15 protein-coding genes are annotated in these 16,839 nt (G+C 60.8%); 5 read left to right on the top strand and 10 right to left on the bottom strand.

Annotation, left to right across the window (positions count from 1 at the left end):
• Positions 1-2: 2 nt before the first annotated feature.
• From HBO10_RS18560 to HBO10_RS18545, 4 genes are all read left to right on the top strand, one after another.
• The gene (locus HBO10_RS18560; protein ID WP_034127988.1) at positions 3-1,271 is read left to right on the top strand and encodes a Zn-dependent hydrolase; all 1,269 of its coding nucleotides are present in this window, start codon (positions 3-5) and stop codon (positions 1,269-1,271) included.
• A complete protein-coding gene (locus tag HBO10_RS18555; RefSeq protein WP_034127989.1) occupies positions 1,268-2,671 on the top strand; it encodes an amidase in 1,404 nt (467 codons plus the stop codon). Before HBO10_RS18560 ends, HBO10_RS18555 begins: the two co-directional genes overlap by 4 nt.
• 539 nt (positions 2,672-3,210) lie before the next feature.
• Positions 3,211-4,074 carry a LysR family transcriptional regulator gene (locus HBO10_RS18550; RefSeq protein ID WP_034128166.1) on the top strand — a complete coding sequence of 288 codons (864 nt, stop codon included), beginning with the start codon at positions 3,211-3,213 and terminating at the stop codon, positions 4,072-4,074.
• Positions 4,075-4,132: 58 nt separating this feature from the next.
• Positions 4,133-5,137 carry a LacI family DNA-binding transcriptional regulator gene (locus tag HBO10_RS18545; RefSeq protein ID WP_034128167.1) on the top strand — a complete coding sequence of 335 codons (1,005 nt, stop codon included), beginning with the start codon at positions 4,133-4,135 and terminating at the stop codon, positions 5,135-5,137.
• Here HBO10_RS18545 and HBO10_RS18540 read toward each other — a convergent pair.
• The 6 genes from HBO10_RS18540 to HBO10_RS18515 all read right to left on the bottom strand — a co-directional run bounded on the left by HBO10_RS18540 (position 5,134) and on the right by HBO10_RS18515 (position 12,092).
• Positions 5,134-5,859 carry an SDR family oxidoreductase gene (locus HBO10_RS18540; protein ID WP_034128168.1) on the bottom strand — a complete coding sequence of 242 codons (726 nt, stop codon included), beginning with the start codon at positions 5,857-5,859 and terminating at the stop codon, positions 5,134-5,136. The two genes, HBO10_RS18545 and HBO10_RS18540, sit on opposite strands and share 4 nt — an antisense overlap.
• Positions 5,860-5,998: 139 nt before the next feature.
• The gene (locus HBO10_RS18535) at positions 5,999-7,531 is read right to left on the bottom strand and encodes an FGGY-family carbohydrate kinase (RefSeq protein ID WP_034128275.1); all 1,533 of its coding nucleotides are present in this window, start codon (positions 7,529-7,531) and stop codon (positions 5,999-6,001) included.
• Between the two features lies 1 nt (position 7,532).
• Positions 7,533-8,612 carry an alcohol dehydrogenase catalytic domain-containing protein gene (locus HBO10_RS18530; protein ID WP_034128169.1) on the bottom strand — a complete coding sequence of 360 codons (1,080 nt, stop codon included), beginning with the start codon at positions 8,610-8,612 and terminating at the stop codon, positions 7,533-7,535.
• 25 nt (positions 8,613-8,637) lie between these two features.
• Complete coding sequence (locus HBO10_RS18525; RefSeq protein WP_014719047.1) at positions 8,638-9,630, bottom strand: sugar ABC transporter permease; 993 nt, start codon at positions 9,628-9,630, stop codon at positions 8,638-8,640.
• Complete coding sequence (locus HBO10_RS18520; protein WP_034128170.1) at positions 9,596-11,104, bottom strand: sugar ABC transporter ATP-binding protein; 1,509 nt, start codon at positions 11,102-11,104, stop codon at positions 9,596-9,598. The genes HBO10_RS18525 and HBO10_RS18520 overlap by 35 nt, the downstream gene beginning before the upstream one ends.
• Positions 11,105-11,168: 64 nt before the next feature.
• On the bottom strand, positions 11,169-12,092 hold the full coding sequence (locus tag HBO10_RS18515; RefSeq protein ID WP_014719049.1) for a substrate-binding domain-containing protein: 924 nt from the start codon (positions 12,090-12,092) through the stop codon (positions 11,169-11,171).
• A gap of 330 nt (positions 12,093-12,422) precedes the next feature.
• On the opposite strand from HBO10_RS18515, the gene HBO10_RS18510 reads away from it, so the two are divergent.
• Complete coding sequence (locus HBO10_RS18510; RefSeq protein WP_034128171.1) at positions 12,423-13,100, top strand: sterol desaturase family protein; 678 nt, start codon at positions 12,423-12,425, stop codon at positions 13,098-13,100.
• A gap of 99 nt (positions 13,101-13,199) precedes the next feature.
• On the opposite strand, the gene HBO10_RS18505 is transcribed toward HBO10_RS18510, so the two are convergent.
• The 4 genes from HBO10_RS18505 to HBO10_RS18490 form a co-directional block, all read right to left on the bottom strand.
• On the bottom strand, positions 13,200-14,711 hold the full coding sequence (locus HBO10_RS18505; RefSeq protein WP_034128172.1) for a hypothetical protein: 1,512 nt from the start codon (positions 14,709-14,711) through the stop codon (positions 13,200-13,202).
• 152 nt (positions 14,712-14,863) lie between these two features.
• Positions 14,864-15,220 (bottom strand): hypothetical protein, encoded by a 357-nt coding sequence (locus tag HBO10_RS18500; protein ID WP_034128276.1) that lies wholly within the window; start codon positions 15,218-15,220, stop codon positions 14,864-14,866.
• 126 nt (positions 15,221-15,346) lie between these two features.
• Positions 15,347-15,727: a hypothetical protein gene (locus tag HBO10_RS18495; RefSeq protein ID WP_034128173.1), complete on the bottom strand. Its 381-nt coding sequence runs from the start codon at positions 15,725-15,727 to the stop codon at positions 15,347-15,349.
• 2 nt (positions 15,728-15,729) lie between these two features.
• The gene (locus HBO10_RS18490; RefSeq protein WP_169922049.1) at positions 15,730-16,722 is read right to left on the bottom strand and encodes a hypothetical protein; all 993 of its coding nucleotides are present in this window, start codon (positions 16,720-16,722) and stop codon (positions 15,730-15,732) included.
• Between the last annotated feature and the right edge of the window lie 117 nt (positions 16,723-16,839).

Here is a 16,839-nt window from a genome sequence, read left to right as displayed (position 1 = left end):
TGATGAACAGTCTTGCGCAACCGCTCCAGAGCAATGCCCCGCTGATCAACCGCGACCGTTTGTGGCAGTCACTGATGGACCTGGCGCAGCTCGGCGCCACGGCCAAGGGCGGCGTGTGTCGCCTGGCCCTCACCGACCTGGACCGCCAGGCCCGCGACCTGTTTGTGCAGTGGTGCGAAGCCGCCGGGTGCAGCATCAGTGTGGATGCCATCGGCAATATCTTCGCTCGCCGTCCTGGCCGCAACCCCGCCCTGCCCCCGGTCATGACCGGCAGCCATATCGACACCCAGCCCACCGGCGGCAAGTTCGACGGTTGCTACGGGGTAATGGCCGGGCTGGAAGTGATCCGCACGCTCAATGACTTGCAGATCGAAACCCAGGCACCCATCGAAGTGGTGGTGTGGACCAACGAAGAAGGCTCGCGCTTCCCGCCGTGCATGATGGGCTCCGGGGTATTTGCCGGGAAGTTCGACTTGCAGGAGACCCTCGACAAGCGCGACGACCAGGGCCTGTCGGTAGGCAGCGAATTGCAGCGCATCGGCTATGCCGGTGCGCGTGCGGTGCTGGGCCATCCGGTGGGCGCTTATTTCGAGGCGCATATCGAGCAAGGCCCGGTGTTGGAGGACCAGGCGATTACCCTGGGGGTTGTGATGGGCTGCCTGGGCCAGAAGTGGTTCGACCTGACCCTCACCGGCGTCGAGGCGCATGCGGGCCCTACGCCCATGCACCTGCGCAAGGATGCCCTGGTGGGCGCTGCCGAGGTGGTCAGCGCGGTCAACCGTATTGCCCATCAGCATCAGCCTCACGCCTGCGGCACCGTCGGCTGCCTTAACCTGCACCCTGGCTCGCGCAACGTGATCCCCGGCCAGGTGCACATGACCATCGACCTGCGTCACCTGCACGCCGACAAGCTGCAAGCCATGGTCGATGAAGTGCGCGCAGTGATCGAAGACGCGGCCGCCCGCCACGGCTTGACGTTTGAACTGACGCCCACCGCCGACTTCCCGCCGCTGGACTTTCACCCGACCTGCGTCAACGCCGTGCGCGAGGCTGCCCAGGCATTGGGCTTGAGCCATATGGACATTGTCAGCGGCGCCGGGCATGACGCGATTTTCGTCGCTGAACTGGGCCCGGCCGGGATGATCTTTGTGCCGTGCGAAGGCGGCATCAGCCATAACGAAATCGAAAACGCCGCGCCGGATGATCTGGCCGCAGGCTGCGCGGTGTTGCTGCGCGCCATGGTCAACGCGGCGCAGGGAGTTCAAGCATGAGTGAGATCGGCCAATTGACGGCGGTGCAACTGCTGCAACACTTTCGTGACAAGACCTTGTCGCCCGTGGAGGTCACCGAAGACGCGTTGCTGCGCATCGAGCGCTACAACCCGGTGGTGAATGCTTACTGCCATGTCGACCCGCAAGGCGCCCTGGACGCTGCGCGGGCGTCGGAACAACGCTGGTTCAAGGGCGAACCTTGCGGCGCCCTGGATGGCGTGCCGGCGTCGATCAAGGACCTCACGCTGACAGTCGGTATGCCCACGCGCAAAGGCTCACGCACCTCCAGTGCCGAGGGTCCGTGGGACGTGGACGCGCCCTTCTCGGCCTTCATGCGCAAGGCCGGCGCGGTGCTGCTGGGCAAGACCACCACCCCGGAATTCGGCTGGAAAGGCGTGACCGACAACCCGCTGTACGGCATCACCCGCAACCCGTGGGACACGCGCACCACCGCCGGTGGCTCGTCCGGGGGCGCCGGTGCGGCAGCGGCGTTGAACCTGGGCGTGCTGCACCAGGGCAGCGACGCCGGCGGCTCGATCCGTATTCCCTGTGCGTTTACCGGCACCTTCGGGATCAAGCCGACGTTCGGCTATGTGCCGCAATGGCCGGCCAGCTCCATGACGATCCTGTCGCACCTGGGGCCGATGACGCGCACCGTGGAAGACAGTGTGCTGATGCTGCAAGCCGTGGCGCGAACGGATGCACGGGACGGCTTGATCGGCGCGCCGCGAACCAGGCCCTGGCTCGTTCCAGGGACGGACTTGAAAGGGTTGCGTATCGCCTATAGCCCCACGTTCGGCTATGTGAAAGTCGACCCGCAAGTCGCCCAGGTGGTGGATCAGGCTGTGCAGGGCCTGGTGCAACTGGGCGCCCATGTCGAACAGATCGACCCCGGTTTCAGCGACCCGTTGGACGTCTTCAGCACCTTGTGGGCCGCCGGTGCCGCTCGCCTGACCGGCACGATGAGCGAGGCGCAAAAGCAACTGCTGGACCCTGGGCTGCTACGCATTGCGCAACGGGGCGAGCGCTTGAGCCTGGATGATTTCAACGCAGCCCTCGAAGCGCGAGCGGCGCTGGTTGCACGGATGGCAGCCTTCCATGAGCATTACGATGTGCTGGTGTCGCCGATGATGCCGATCACCGCGTTCGAAGCCGGGCACAACGTACCGCCGGATTCGGGAATGACTGAGTGGATGGAATGGACGCCGTTCACCTACCCGTTCAACCTTACCCAACAACCGGCGGCGTCAGTGCCCTGTGGGTTGGCGGCAAATGGCTTGCCGGTGGGCTTGCATGTGGTGGGTGCGCGGTTTGCCGATGAGCAGGTGTTGAGGGTGTGTCACGCGTATGCACAAGCATTCCCCACAGCGCACTTGCACACACCGAAAATCCCGACCTGAAATACCTACAACTGTGGGAGCTGGCTTGCCTGCGATGGCGCTGGTTCAGTCAGCACATTGGCCTCTGACACACCGCCGTCGCAGCTTCTACACAATTTTGTAGGTTGTAGCAGCCAACGGTAACCACGATGCGAAGCGAGCCGCTCTTGATCTGCTTTTGATCTTGATCTCAGGCGCCCCGTTAAACCACGCTGGCCGGAATTCGACAGTGATTTGGGGGGTAAACCGGCAGGGATGCCGGTTTAGCCGCCCCGCGCCATGGATGGCGCGTGGCGGCGGCCCCCCAAATCACTGGCGGATTACGGGCACACCGAGCCTAAGCGAGGTGCCGAGTGGTGGGGCAAGAGCGTTTTGCTTACTTTGCCGCTTTTGCAAAGTGAGCCGCCGTCAGGGCGGAACCCTAAGTGGCCGTTACCGCAGCAATGGATATGTACACCATCCAACTGTGTTGACTGCCAGGCCGCCTTCGCGAGCAAGCCCGCTCCCACAGGTTTGACCGCATTCCTTTACACTGTCCCCCATTCATCCCCGGGGGCTTCATGGACATCGAACTGGCACGCACCTTCCTCGAAATCACCCGCTGCGGCAGCCTGGCCGCGGCGGCCGAGAAACTGCACGTCACCCAGACCGCTATCACCGCTCGTGTCAAAAACCTCGAGAACCAGCTCGGCTGCACGCTGTTCGTGCGCAACCGTGCCGGTGCGCGGCTGACCGCCGACGGCGAGGCCTTCGTGGTGTACGCCAACCAGTTGCTGCAAACCTGGGAAGCCGCCCGCCGTGACCTGCCATTGCCAGACGGCTATCGCAATGTGCTGCATATCGGCGGGGAGGTCAGCCTGTGCAACCCGTTGATGCTCGGCTGGGCCAAGGCGCTGCGCGAGCAGATACCGGGGCACGCCTTGCGCACCGAAGTGCGTGAAGGCGAATACCTGCTGCGCCAACTGGAGCTGGGTGTGCTAGATGCCGCCTTGGTGTTCCAGCCGCAATACTGGCCGGGCTTGCAGGTGGAGCAGGTGCTGGAAGAAAAACTGATTCTGGTGCAACTGGCGAGCAAACCCTCGCCCTACGTGTATATCGACTGGGGCCAGGGTTTTCGCCAGCAACACGACGCCGCCCTGCCCGACCGTGCGCGTGCCGCGCTGAGTTTCAACCTGGGGCCGCTGGCGTTGCAGTACATCCTGGAGAATGGCGGGGCTGGTTACTTCCGCACGCGGGTGGTGCAGAGCTACCTGGACAGCGGCGTCATGCAGCGCGTGGCCAAGGCGCCGGAATTCAGCTTTCCGACCTACCTGGTGTATTCACGGGCGCGAGATTCAGCGGTGTTGCAGCAGGCCTTGGAACTGCTGCGCGAAGTGGTGAAGGCCGAAGGCGACTGGTCGCAACGCTGGGATCCGCTGATTTGAATCACTCTACGCTTGCGCACATGCTAGCCTGCTGGTGTTTACTCTCGCAGTCTTACCGATGAACAAGAAAAAGTCCGTCACCATCAGCGACATTGCCAAACGGGTCGGCATGACCACCATTACGGTGTCCCGCGCTTTGAGCAAACCCGACCTGGTCAAACCCGCCACCCTGGCGCGCATCCTGGAAGTGGCACGCGAGCTGGACTACGTGCCCAACGCCTTCGCCCGTGGGCTCAAGCGCAGTGAAAGCCTGATCATCGGGGTCATCACCGCATCGGTAGACAACCCGTTCTACAGCGAGATGATCAAGGCGATTTCCCGCGAGGCGAAAAAGCACGGCTACACCATCATGCTGGTGGATACCGATGAGCTGGAAGAACTCGAAAGCAAGGCGGTCGATACCCTGCTGGGCTATCGCGTGGCGGGGATCATCCTGTCGCCGGTCTCCGACGAGCCGAGCTACCAGCCCGACTACCTGGAGCGCCTGGGCAACGGCAAGACCCCGGTGGTGCTGCTCGATCGCACGATCCACGACAGCCCGTTCAGCCGCGTGGTGCTCGACAACTACCACAGCGGCCTGCAAGCCGCGCACTACCTGTTACGCCAAACCCCGAACCTCAAGCGCCTGCTGGTGCTGACCGGCCCCGAGCACTCGCGTATCAGCGTGGAACGCCTCAAAGGCCTGCGGGAAGTGCTGGCCGCACACCCCGACATTCAGGTCGAGGTGCAAGCGGGCGACTACACGCTGATGCCGGCTTACCTGCATACCCTCGATTACCTGGCCGCGCACTCGGCACCGGACGCGATCATGGGTTTCAACCAGTTGATCACCCTGGGCGCCCTGCGTGCGTTGCGCATGCATAACATCGCCCATGACAGCCTGACCATCTGCGGCATCGACCGCCTGCCCTTCGCCGATATCTTTGGCGTGCCGATTGCCTGCGTGGCCCACGACGCGTCCCTGGCCGGCAGCAGTGCGGTGCGCCTGCTGCTTGATCGCCTGCAAGACCCGCACAAGCCACGGGACAAAGTGGTCATCGCCGGGCAGTTGGAAAACGGCTAGCGGCTGGTGTAGCCGCCGTCCACAGGCAGGCTCACGCCACTGATCATGCTGGCCGCGTCGCTAAGCAAAAACAGCACCGGCAGCGCCACTTCCGCCGGTTGCGCAAAACGCCCCAAAGGAATCGCTGCCAGCGCCGGGTCGCGCTTGGCCGGGTCGGACCAGGCCATGGTCGCCATGGGCGTCAAGGTCACGGTGGGGTTGACGCTGTTGACGCGTATGCCAAAACGGCCCCACTCGGCGCATTGCACGCGGGTGATCGCATCCAGTGCAGCCTTGGAGGCGCAGTAGCTCAGGTGATCATCCAGCGCCACCAACGACGCCTGGCTGGAGACGTTGACGATGCTGCCGGCCATGTTCGCCTCGATCATCTTTGCCGCGACCCGGCTGGCCACTTGCGCAGCGGCGCGGGCGTTGACATGCATTACCTGGTCGAAGGCGTTGGCGCTGATGGCAGCGGCGGGCTCCAGGCGTGAGATACCGGCGCAGTTGACCAGGCCGTGCAGAGGCGGCAGGTCGTGCAGGGCGTTGTCGAGGGCGATGCTGTCAGCGATGTCCACGCACAGGGTGTGGCACCCCAATGCCGCCAACGCCTGGGCATCGCGACCGAGAGCGAAGACTTCAGCGCCGCTGGTGATCAGTTGCTGGGCAATTTCGCGACCGATGCCGCTGCTGGCACCGGTGACGAGGATGCGCTGGTACGAAAAGTCGAAGGTGGTAGACATAAATAAAGATCTCAAAACCAATGAAGACCCACTGTGGGAGCTGGCTTGCCTGCGATAGCGGAGTGTCAGTCTCCTTATCGGGTGCTGATACACCGCTATCGCAGGCAAGCCAGCTCCCACAGTTTTGGACAGTGTTGAATCAGCTGGCTTGCAGGTTGTGCATGACTGGTTTCAGGGCTGGGTACAACTTCAGGTACTCGGCAAACGCCCGGTCATAGGTCATGACATTCTCCCGCTTGGGCTGCGCCCGCAATTGCAACTGCACCCAACCCGTGTCCATCTGCCCATCACTCACCAACCCCATCGTATGCGCCGCCAACAACGCCGCGCCCAGGGCTGCTTCTACCTCCTGCACGATCGTGTACACCGGGTAGCGTGTGACGTCGGCGATGATCTGCATCCACAGGTCCGAATGGCTCGCCCCGCCCACCACAATCAAGCGCGGGTCCAGGGAATGCGCGCCCTGGCTGCCCGCTTCGATATTGTGGCGCAGGGCAAAACTCACGCCCTCCAGCACCGCGCGGTACAGGTGAAAGCGGCTGTGGTAGAGGTTGAGCCCGACAAAACTGCCGCTGGCGCGGTCATCCCACACCGGGCTGCGCTCGCCCATCAAGTAAGGCAAAAACACCACGCCTTCGCTGCCTGCCGGAATCTTCATCGCGCTCTGCTCCAGCAGCGCCAGGCTGTCTTGCCCCGTGGCCTGGGCCTGCTGTTCTTCGGCCTGGCAGAACTGCTCGCGAAACCAGCTGACCGAGGCCCCGGCGGTGATCGCACCGCCGAAGATGTACAGGTCGCGGTGGCCGTTGTAGACGTGGGGCATGCTCACCAAACCGTGACGTGCATCCACCTGCTGGTTCAGATAGCCCCAGCACATGCTGGTGCCGATCATCGCCACATGATTGCCTGGCTGAGTGACACCCGCCGCCAGGGTCGCCATGGCCGCGTCCACGCCCCCAGCGAGGATCGGCGTGCCCGCCTGCAAGCCCAGGCGTGCGGCCCAGTCTGCAAGCAAACCACCCACCACCTCGCCGGAATACAGCAACCGCTCGGGCATCATCGACTGCGCGATACCCAACGCCTCCAGCATCTCGCCTGACCAGTTGCGCGCCGCCACGTCGTAGACACCGCCGATATTCCCGGCGCTGCTGTGGTCCACCGCCAACTCGCCGGTCAGGCACCAATTGATGTAGCTGTTGGGCGGCAACAGGTAACGGGTATTCGCCCACACCTGAGGCTGGTGCTGCTTGAGCCAGAGCATCTTGGTGAAGCCGTAGTAGCTGTCCACCGAATTGCCGGTGATGGCGAACAAGCGCTCCAGGTCCACATGCTCACGCACCCAGGCCACCTGCTCGCCGGCGCGGCGGTCCATCCAGATCAGGCACGGGTGCAGCGGCGTCATCTGCGCATCCACGGCAATGCCCGAACCGCCGTACAAACTGCTGATGCACAGCGCCTTGACCTGCGGCGCCGGCACACCGGCCTTGGCCATGCACTGGGCCACGCAGGTTTGGACGGCATCCAGCCACACCTGCGGCCACTGCTCGGCCCAGCGCACTTTCGGGGTGTCCACTCGGTAGCCGTGGCTGTGCTGGGCGATGATTGTGCCCTGGGCATCCACCAGCAGCGCCTTGGTGCTCTGGGTGCCAATGTCTACACCGATGACGTAGTCCATCTCAGAGCACCGGCTTCAACAGCACCTTGATCGACTTGGTCGAATTGGCCAGTTCAAACGCCTCGGCCCAGTCGTCCAGCGGGAAATCATGGGTGACGATGCCTTGGGAGGTGACCAGGCCACGCTCGAACAGGTCGATGGCGATCGGGTAGCAATACGGGCCCAGGTGCGCGCCGCGCACGTCGAGCTCCTTGCGGTCGCCGATGATCGACCAGTCCACGCTGGTCTCGGCGCCAAACACGCTGAACTCGACAAAGCGCCCGAGCTTGCGGATCAGGTCCAGGCCCTGGGTGACGCCGGCCGGTACGCCCGTGGTTTCGATATAGACGTCGCAGCCGTAGTTGTCCGTCAGCCCGTTGATGATCTCGCGAGCGTTGTCACGGGCGGGGTTGATCACCACATCGGCGCCGAATTTTTTCGCCAGCTCCAGGCGTTCATCGACCATGTCGATCACCACCAGCTTCTTCGGGGTCTTCAGCGCGGCGACCTGGACCATGCACAGGCCCAAGGTGCCCGCGCCGGCAATCACCACCACGTCGTCGAGCTGGATATCGCCACGGTTGACGGTATGGATCGAGCAGGCCATCGGCTCCACCAGCGCCGAGTCTTCCAGGGACACCGACTCAGGGATCTTGTGCACGATGGCGGTCTTGGGAATGCGCATGTATTGGGCCATGCCGCCTTCGGCCACTTCGCGCTGGAAGCCGAAGATGTTGTGCACTTCGCACATCCAGTATTTGCCTGATTTGCAGAAGCGGCACTTGCCACACGGCACGATCTGTTCGGCGATGACCTTGTCACCGACCTTGACCTCAAAGTGCTCCTCGGCGCCCTCGCCGGCTTCGACCACGTAGCCGAAAAATTCGTGGCCCGGTACTACCGGCGCCTTGACCCAGGGGTTGTCGCCGCCCCAGAACATCGCCGCGCCCGAGTGGCACTTGCAGTCACTGGCGCAGATGCCGCAAGCGGCGATACGGATCACCAGCTCATTGGCACGCGCCTGGGGTTTGCCGATGCGCTCCAGGCGGTAGTCTTTCGGGCCGTGGCAGACGACGGCTTGCATGTGAGTGTGCTTGTCCATGTGTTCGGTCCTGTGTAGTGAGGTATTAACGATGGCGCTGACGGCTGATGAAAATCGCCAGCAAGATGATCCCGCCCTTGATCACGCTCTGGACGTAGGGCGACACGCCAAGCATGTTCAAACCGTTGTTCAACACGCCCAGCAGCATGGCGCCGAGCAAGGTGCCGATGATCACTCCGCGGCCGCCGGCAATCGACGCACCACCCAGTACCACGGCGGCAATCGCATCCAGCTCGAACGACACGCCGGCATTCGGCTGGCCGCTCATCAAGCGCGAAGTGAGCACCAGCCCGGCAATCGCGGCGGTGAAGCCGCTGATGCCATACACCAGCAGCTTGAAACGCGCCGCTCGCACCCCGGACAAGCGCACCGCTTCTTCATTGCCGCCGATGGCGTAGATGTAGCGGCCGATGCGGGTGTGTTGCAGCAGCACATAGGCCGCCAGGTAGGTGATCAGCATGATCAGGATCGGCACCTGCAGGCCAAACACACTGGCGCGACCGAAGAACGCGAACCACTCTGGCAAGCCGGAAATCGGGTAGCCGTCGGTGTACATCAGCCCGAACCCGCGGGCGATGCCCATGGTCGCCAGGGTGACGATGATCGGCGGCATATGCAGGTACGCCACGAACAGCCCGTTGCCGATGCCGAAGGCCACGCCCACCAGCAGCCCGACGCCAATCGCCAGGCCCGGCGGCAACCCGGCGACCATCAGCCCGGCGGTCAAGGTGCCGGACAACGCCATCACCGGCCCCACCGACAAGTCGATGCCACCGGTGAGAATCACGCAGGTCATGCCCACCGCTATGATCGCGTTGATCGACACCTGGCGGGCGATGTTGGAGAGATTGCTGGCAGTGAGGAAGGTGTCACTGGCGAGGATCATCACCAGGGTCACCACCACCAGCCCGACAAAGGGATAAAACGCCGGCGAACGCAGCAGCCGCGCCAGGTTCAGGCGCAAGCGGCCGGTGCCGGCGGTGTTAATGGACGTATTCACTTGAGCCCCCTGTTGCATGGCGCATGACCTCTTGAGGATTGACGGCGGACGCTTCCAGTACCTTGACGATGGCGCCCTTGTGGAACACGGCGACGCGGTCGCACATGCCGATGACTTCGGGCAGCTCGGAGGAAATCATGATGATCGCGTAGCCCTGTTCGGTGAGGCTGCGCATCAACGCGTAGATCTGCGCCTTGGCACCCACGTCGATACCGCGTGTGGGTTCGTCGAACACCAGCACGTCGCAGTGGTGGTTGATCCAGCGGGCGATCACGACTTTTTGCTGGTTGCCGCCGCTGAGGTTCACCACAAGGCTTTCGCCACTGGGTGCCTTGATTGACAGCTGGCGCATCAGCGCGTCGACGCTGGCGCATTCCTTGGCCTTGTCGATCAAGCCCGAGGCGTTCTGATACTTGGGCAAATTGTTCAGCGAGATATTTTCGCGAATGCTGAAGGCGGTGATCAGCCCTTCGCTCTTGCGGCTTTCGGGGAGCAGGCCGATGCCGCAGGCCAGGGCTTGGGCCGGGTCATCGAGGCTGACTTTTTCTCCGCGCAGCCACACGTCTTTGCTCACCGTGGGCAGCGCGCCCATCATGCCCAGGGCCAGCTCGGTGCGGCCCGAGCCCACCAGGCCGGCGAAGCCCAGGATCTCGCCTTTATGCAAATTGAAACGGTTGTGGGGACCGTTGCGCACCAGCTGGATATCCTTGACCTCCAGCAGCAACGGGCCGCGTGCGGTAGTGGGTTTAGGCGGAAAACTGCACTCCAGGCGGCGGCCGACCATCATCTCGACCAGGCGGTCGATGTCGCTGTCGGCCACCTCGGTGACGCCCGCATTGCCGCCGTCGCGAAGCACGCTGATGCGGTCGCAGACCTGGAAAATCTCTTCCAGGTGGTGCGAGATAAAAATCACCGCCACGCCCTGGCGCTTGAGTTCGCGCATGATGCCAAACAGCAACTCGGCCTCACTGGGGGTCAGCGTCGCGGTTGGCTCATCGAGCACCAGCAGGCGTGCGTCCAAAGCCAGTGCCTTGGCGATTTCGACAAACTGCTGCTCGGCCACGCTCAGGTGCTTGACCGCGCAGTGCAGATCGATGCTGACCCCGAGGCGCTCGAACAACGCATGCGCCGCCTCGGCCATTTCGCGCTTGCGCAACAGGCCGAAGCGGTTGCTCAGCTCATGGCCGAGGAAGATGTTTTCTACCGCCGTGAGGTAGGGAATCAGGCTGAATTCCTGGAACACAATGCCAATCCCGGCGGCAATCGCATCCCGATAGGTCGCAAATTTTCGGGCCTGCCCGTCGATAAGGATCTGCCCTTCGTCCTGATGCTCGACACCGCCCAGAATCTTCATCAGGGTGGATTTGCCCGCGCCATTTTCCCCGAGCAAGGCGTGGATTTCGCCGCGCTCCACTTGCAGGTTGATGGCCTTGAGGGCCTGCACCCCCGGGTAACGCTTACAGATGTTTTCCAGCTTCAGAAGACTGCTCATACCGCCGACCTCGCACTCAGAAGGAAGACCTGGGCCCCACGAACAACGCGGGGCCTGGGGGGGGTTACCAGCTGAAGTCCTTGGCCTTGGCCTGGTCGATCAAGGTGATGTCCACCGGCACGCTGGCCGGTACTTGGGCGCCCCACTTCTTGGCCAGGGCAATGCCCAGGGCCAGGCGGATCTGATCGCGGGGGTATTGGGCCGAGGTGGCGATGAAATGGCTGCCGGGTTTCTGGATCGCCTTGATCGCTTCCGGCGCACCGTCGACGCTGACAAGCTTCACGTCCATGCCGCTGGCTTCGATGGCCGACAGCGCGCCGAGGGAGCCATTGTCATTCACGCTGAAAATGCCCTTGAGGGTAGGCTGGGCCTGCAACATGTTTTCGGTGACGGTGAGGGCCTGATCGCGTTCCTGTTTGCCGTTCTGGATGCTGACGATCTTGATGTCCGGGTGCTTGGCCACCGCCTCCTTGCAGCCGCGCACACGTTCGAGGATCGGCACCACGGCGATGCCGTCAAGGATAGCGATATTGCCTTTGTCACCGATGGTTTTAGCCAGGTACTCACAGGCCTGGAAACCGGCGTCGAAGTTCTTCGACCCCACGAATGAATCCAACGGGCCATCTGCCTGGGCATCCACCGCCACCACTACGACACCGGCAGCATGGGCCGACTTGACAGCCGATTGCACACCGACGGAATCAGTGGGGTTGATCAGCAGGATGTCGATGCCCTTTTGCAGCATGTCTTCGACATCACTGACCTGCTTGGACACGTCGTGGCGGGCGTCGGTGATGATCAACTTGGCACCGATGGTCGCGCCGGCTTCTTCCAGGGCGTTTTTCATGGTGACGAAATAGGGGTTGTTGATTTCCTGGAACGAGGCGCCGATGCGGATGGGCTTGGCGGCGTCGGCAAACGCGGGGGTCGCGCTGCCCAGGGTGATGCTGGCAGCCAGTAAACACAGGGTTTTTGGGAGCATTTTCATGGCGTGGGTCTCTGTTTTGTTTTTATTTTTAGAGCAAATGTTATCGTTAACATTTTGCCAGAAACTAACAAGTAATTCAGACCTGTGCAAGCCTCCACTGGTCGGTCTCGGGCAAAAACGTGGGAGCTGGCTTGCCCTCCGGTTGTAGGAGCGAGCTTGCTCGCGAAAAACTCACAGGCGCCGCGTTTATTCAGAAGCCCGCGTTATCGTTGACATTTTTCGCGAGCAAGCTCGCTCCTACAGGGGGGATGAGGTGGTCAGTAAAAACTCGCACATCCGCTTACGCCAACTAAGCTCAGCCTCAAATAAAAACACAGCGAGCAGCCGGCCATGCCCCACCCGACCGAGACTTTCCGCGACCGTTACCGCGCAAGCGTCAACCCGCGTTACAACCCCTGGCTGCACGCCGCATTCGTGCTTGGCTACGGCATCGCCTGCATCACGCTGGCCTGGTCCTCCACCGCCGATATCACCGCCCTGCAGTGGCTGACCGTGCCCCTGACCCTGCTGTTCTTCAACCTGTGCATCTACCTCGTGCACCGCCACCTGGGCCATCACAAACATGCATTCGCCCGGCTGTTTTACGCACGCCACACCGGCGATCACCACAGCTTCTTCACCCCCGGCCACATGACCTACGACAGCCCTCGGGACTGGCGCGTCATCCTGTTTCCAGCCTGGCTGATCATGCTGCACAGCCTGGCCATCACCCTTCCCGCCTGGTGGCTGCTCAGCCAACTGAGCACCAACGTTGCCGGGTTGTTTGCAGGCTGCATGATCCTTGGCTACCTGCTCTACGAAGTGTTCCATGCCTGCGAACACCTGCCTGCCGAACACCCGGTGGCACACCTGCCATGGATTCGCCAGATGCACCGCCTGCATGCCTTGCACCACCGTCGCGAGCTGATGCAGGGGCGTAACTTCAACATCGTGCTGCCGTTGATGGACTATCTGTTTGGCACTTTGTATTGCGAGCCGGTCAGCCACGATAACCAGCGGTCGTCATAAGCATCCGGCGGAAAAATGCAGCAATGGCGTTACGCCTTGACGCAAAAAGGGCATACAGGTGCTTTGCCTGTATGCCCTTTGCGCTAAGCCGTCACTGGCTTAGCTCTTGGTACTGCTGAGCAAGGTTTGTTTGCACAAATGGCCAAAGCTCACGAACTGGGTGTTCTCACCGCCGACACCAATGCCCGGGTACTCCAGTACCTCCATGCGCCAAACCCCATAGTTGAAGTCGGTACGCCAGGTATTGTTGTAACCTTGGGAGTAATCGACAAACTCAGTCTGGAAATCACCGAAGCAGGTACCCACGTTGATCGTGCCGCCGGCTTGGCCCGAGCTGTCGGTAGCCGCCGAGTAAGCCTTGTAGACGATATTTCCGGTGTCCGGGTTGACGTGCTGGTCGAGGTAGACAATCGGGTGCAACCCCACCAGGGGCGCACCGGTGCTGTCCGACAGGCCCATGGTCCAGGTCAGATCCCGGTAGGCTTGGGTGGTCATATAGCCGTAACCCACGTTGGAAGCGGAATACGGGATACGCAACACATTCGCCTCGCCTTTCATATCCGGGTTGTTAACACGTGGGTTGGAACCAAAGGACAGCGTGTATTTACCCGTCGCACTCCAAGGCTCATTCGGGTGCTGGTTGGGCCGCACGCGCACCTTCACCACACCGCCTACGCCTGGGCTTGGGATCGACGTCGAGATCACATTGGCGCCCACGGTGACCCACTGGCTGCCATCGAAACGCTCAAGGATCCATTTGCCACGGGTACTACCGCTAGCGGCATCGGCCACCAACGCAATACCCACACTCTGGCCACGCACAGCGGTGAAATCGAAGTAATCAACATCGTCGAGGCTGTCGGCATTACCGCTGAGGTAGTTCAGCGTGTCCGGCAGCTGGAAGGCCGTGTCCGGCGTGTCGTTGGGCTCGTAGGCGTCGATATTGGTGTCGACCGCCACACCGAACTGGAAGCTCGACCCGTCGACCGCCGCATTGGCCTCCATGAACCAGTAATAATCACCGGCCGGCACCACACCGCTTAGGCTTTCGTCGCCATTGCCCGGGTTATTGGAGGTGCCCATGGGAAGCGGGTTGCCCTGACCATCGTCCTGGAACAGTGACAATGACATGTCGGTACCCACCGTCTGATTGACCAGCAAGGCGTTGATCCTGGCCTTCTGCGGCAAATTGAAGTGATAGCACAGCAAAGCGCCGGCCTGCACGCCCTCAATTGTGTAGAGCGCGTTCACGTCCAGCGTGACTTCACAACCCTGGACCAAAGCCGCTTGCGCGGCAGACGCTTGCTTGCCAGTGGCCTTTTGCACTTTGCCTACCGCAGCGGGCGCAATGATGTCTTCCACCACCGAGTCCGCCTTGGACTTGGCAGCGAACACGGGCTTCTTCAGGTGAGCGCTCGATTGCAGTCGCTGTTTGAGCGTAGCGGGTGCCTTGTTGGCTTGGATTTTCGAAGCATCTTTCAAAGCTTGCTTGACGCTGACTTGAGGCGTTTGCGCCGCCAGATGAGGGTATTGCTCGGCCAGGGCAAAGGCCGAAACGAAGCAAGAGGCCGCCATGGCCGCGCCCATAATGAAGGCTTTTTTCGATTTCATTTTTTATCCATCCATAGTTAAAAAATTGAAGCTCAGGTAACCGGCGACATCCGGTCACCTGGGATGGACTGTAGGATAAGACTGTATGCATGTACAGCACTTTTTCTAAAAAATGTGAGCCTGGAATTCAGGCTCAAGAAGCGAGAGCACCTCTAAAGCCAGGTGCACCAATAGCCCCAACTGATCGCCCACATTATCGCGAGCCGATAGGGCCATACAGCCCAACGCTTGAGCGCTGGCGGAATGACGGCTAGCTCTGCCTCGGTCATGTAACCTTCTTTCACGGAGCGTTCTGGCGCGCGGAGGATATCAATCATTAGACACATGCGATGAAACCTGACGAACCGCTGGTTTCGTCCCCAGCGTTGCTGATATTTACGCACCTGCACGTTTTCAATGAAGTAACCTTCCAACGCCTCGAGTTTTGTTCGTTCGACAAAGAGCATTAATCCCAAAATGACGAACGCTCCAACCAACATCACCAGGGTGTAAGCGAGAAAAAACGACATTGTCATGCCCCAGGTGGGAAAATCGAATCACTCTTGATCTATAGCGCCCCGTAATGACCGCCTGCTGGTTCGCACACGTCTACCAATTGCCAATTCAAGAGGTGTTTTCGCGAGTGAGGCCTAGTTCTATGGAATTGGGATATCGCACCATCTGCGCCATACCTCCCACACAATCATTTCGATGATACAAACATCCGCGAGGCGATACGGCCACAAGGCCCAGCGCTTAAGCGTCAAGGGGACAGACGCCAGCTCGGCTTCGGTCACAAGGCCTGCCTTCAGAAAAGCTTTCGGCCCTGACAGGATGTCGATCATCAGGCTCATTCGATGATATCTATCGATCGGATCATATCCTTCCCTGAAACGCTTATGTCTAAGAACCTTCTCGTTCTCACTGAAGTAACTTTCCAGTTCATCCAGCTTTGCGTATTCAGCAAACACTATCAGTACGAAGACGACAAATACCCAAGCGAACATCACAATGCTATATACAAGAAAGAGGGACATCGTTATGTGCCCTCGGGTTGGAATATCAGATCGCCGTCGACTGCCAATATTCTTCCCCCCAAAAACCCACCAAACTCACCAAAAAAAGCGCCTCCCGCCGCCCCACCCACAGCCCCTCCGATAATTCCACAAGCCAGTTCACCGTTGCCTTTCAGTGAAACACCCAATGCAATCCGGCATGCACTGCGAGAAATAGTTGCGCCACGCTTGCCCAAAACAGCAGCCCCAAATACTCCACCCAGCAACCTCCCCGTCTCCACATACTTCGCCCGCCGACACTGCGCCTCCCTTCCCACCACACACGCCTCCTTGATTTCCAAACCCGCCACGCCCACATCCAACGCCAACCCCAGATATGTTCCTTGCTTTAACCATTTCGACATCTGCGTAATCGTCTGAACCCGCTGCGCATACCCCACAATTTCGCCTTGATGCAGATAGCTTTTGGTCGAGATCCCAAGCGCCTCCTTAAGCGGTTGATTGCCACGCAATCCAGAACCAAATCGCGCAGCCCCTTGCAGTTGCATATCCAAAACGCCAAACATCCTTTGACGCTGTCGTATAAACGACTCTTTGTCCAAACCACCGTCCTTCAATTGCCGATGCAACTGCTCGATTTCCTCCAAAGTCTGTGCAACCGCCTGCAGGTGCCGGCTCCAAGCCGACGTCGCACTGCCGATGCCTATCGACCCATACCCCAGAATGCTCTGCGCCAAGTCGTAATTTGTATTTCCTGCTCTATCGAGCGGCACATTCTGGTCCAGTTGGCGACTAATCTCTTCAGCGTGGCGCATCAACCAGGCTTCTTCGATTGAGCAATGGGCACTGGACATTTCGGGAACGATCACCAACTCACCCGGCCTCACCATTCCTTGGCTCAGGTGTTTATTCAGCACATCAAAATGATCTGGGCCCTGTAACAAGCCTCCGCGCCATAGCCGTGATTTCAAAAACGGGTAAGGTGAAGCCTGTTGATTGATGTAACCGTACGCCATGTCCTGGATTCCGATACCGAGAAAGGCATCGAAATATAAGCAAGCACCTACAACCCGGACACAAGCAGGCGGGGGTCAAAAAGTACGTTTGGGAAGTTGCCTACACAGCAAAAGATG

This window comes from Pseudomonas sp. WS 5503 (assembly GCF_012985385.1).
Taxonomy (GTDB): domain Bacteria; phylum Pseudomonadota; class Gammaproteobacteria; order Pseudomonadales; family Pseudomonadaceae; genus Aquipseudomonas; species Aquipseudomonas paracarnis.
The sequence above is the reverse complement of the archived record's forward strand: the minus strand, read 5'-3'. Positions and strand labels throughout refer to the sequence as shown.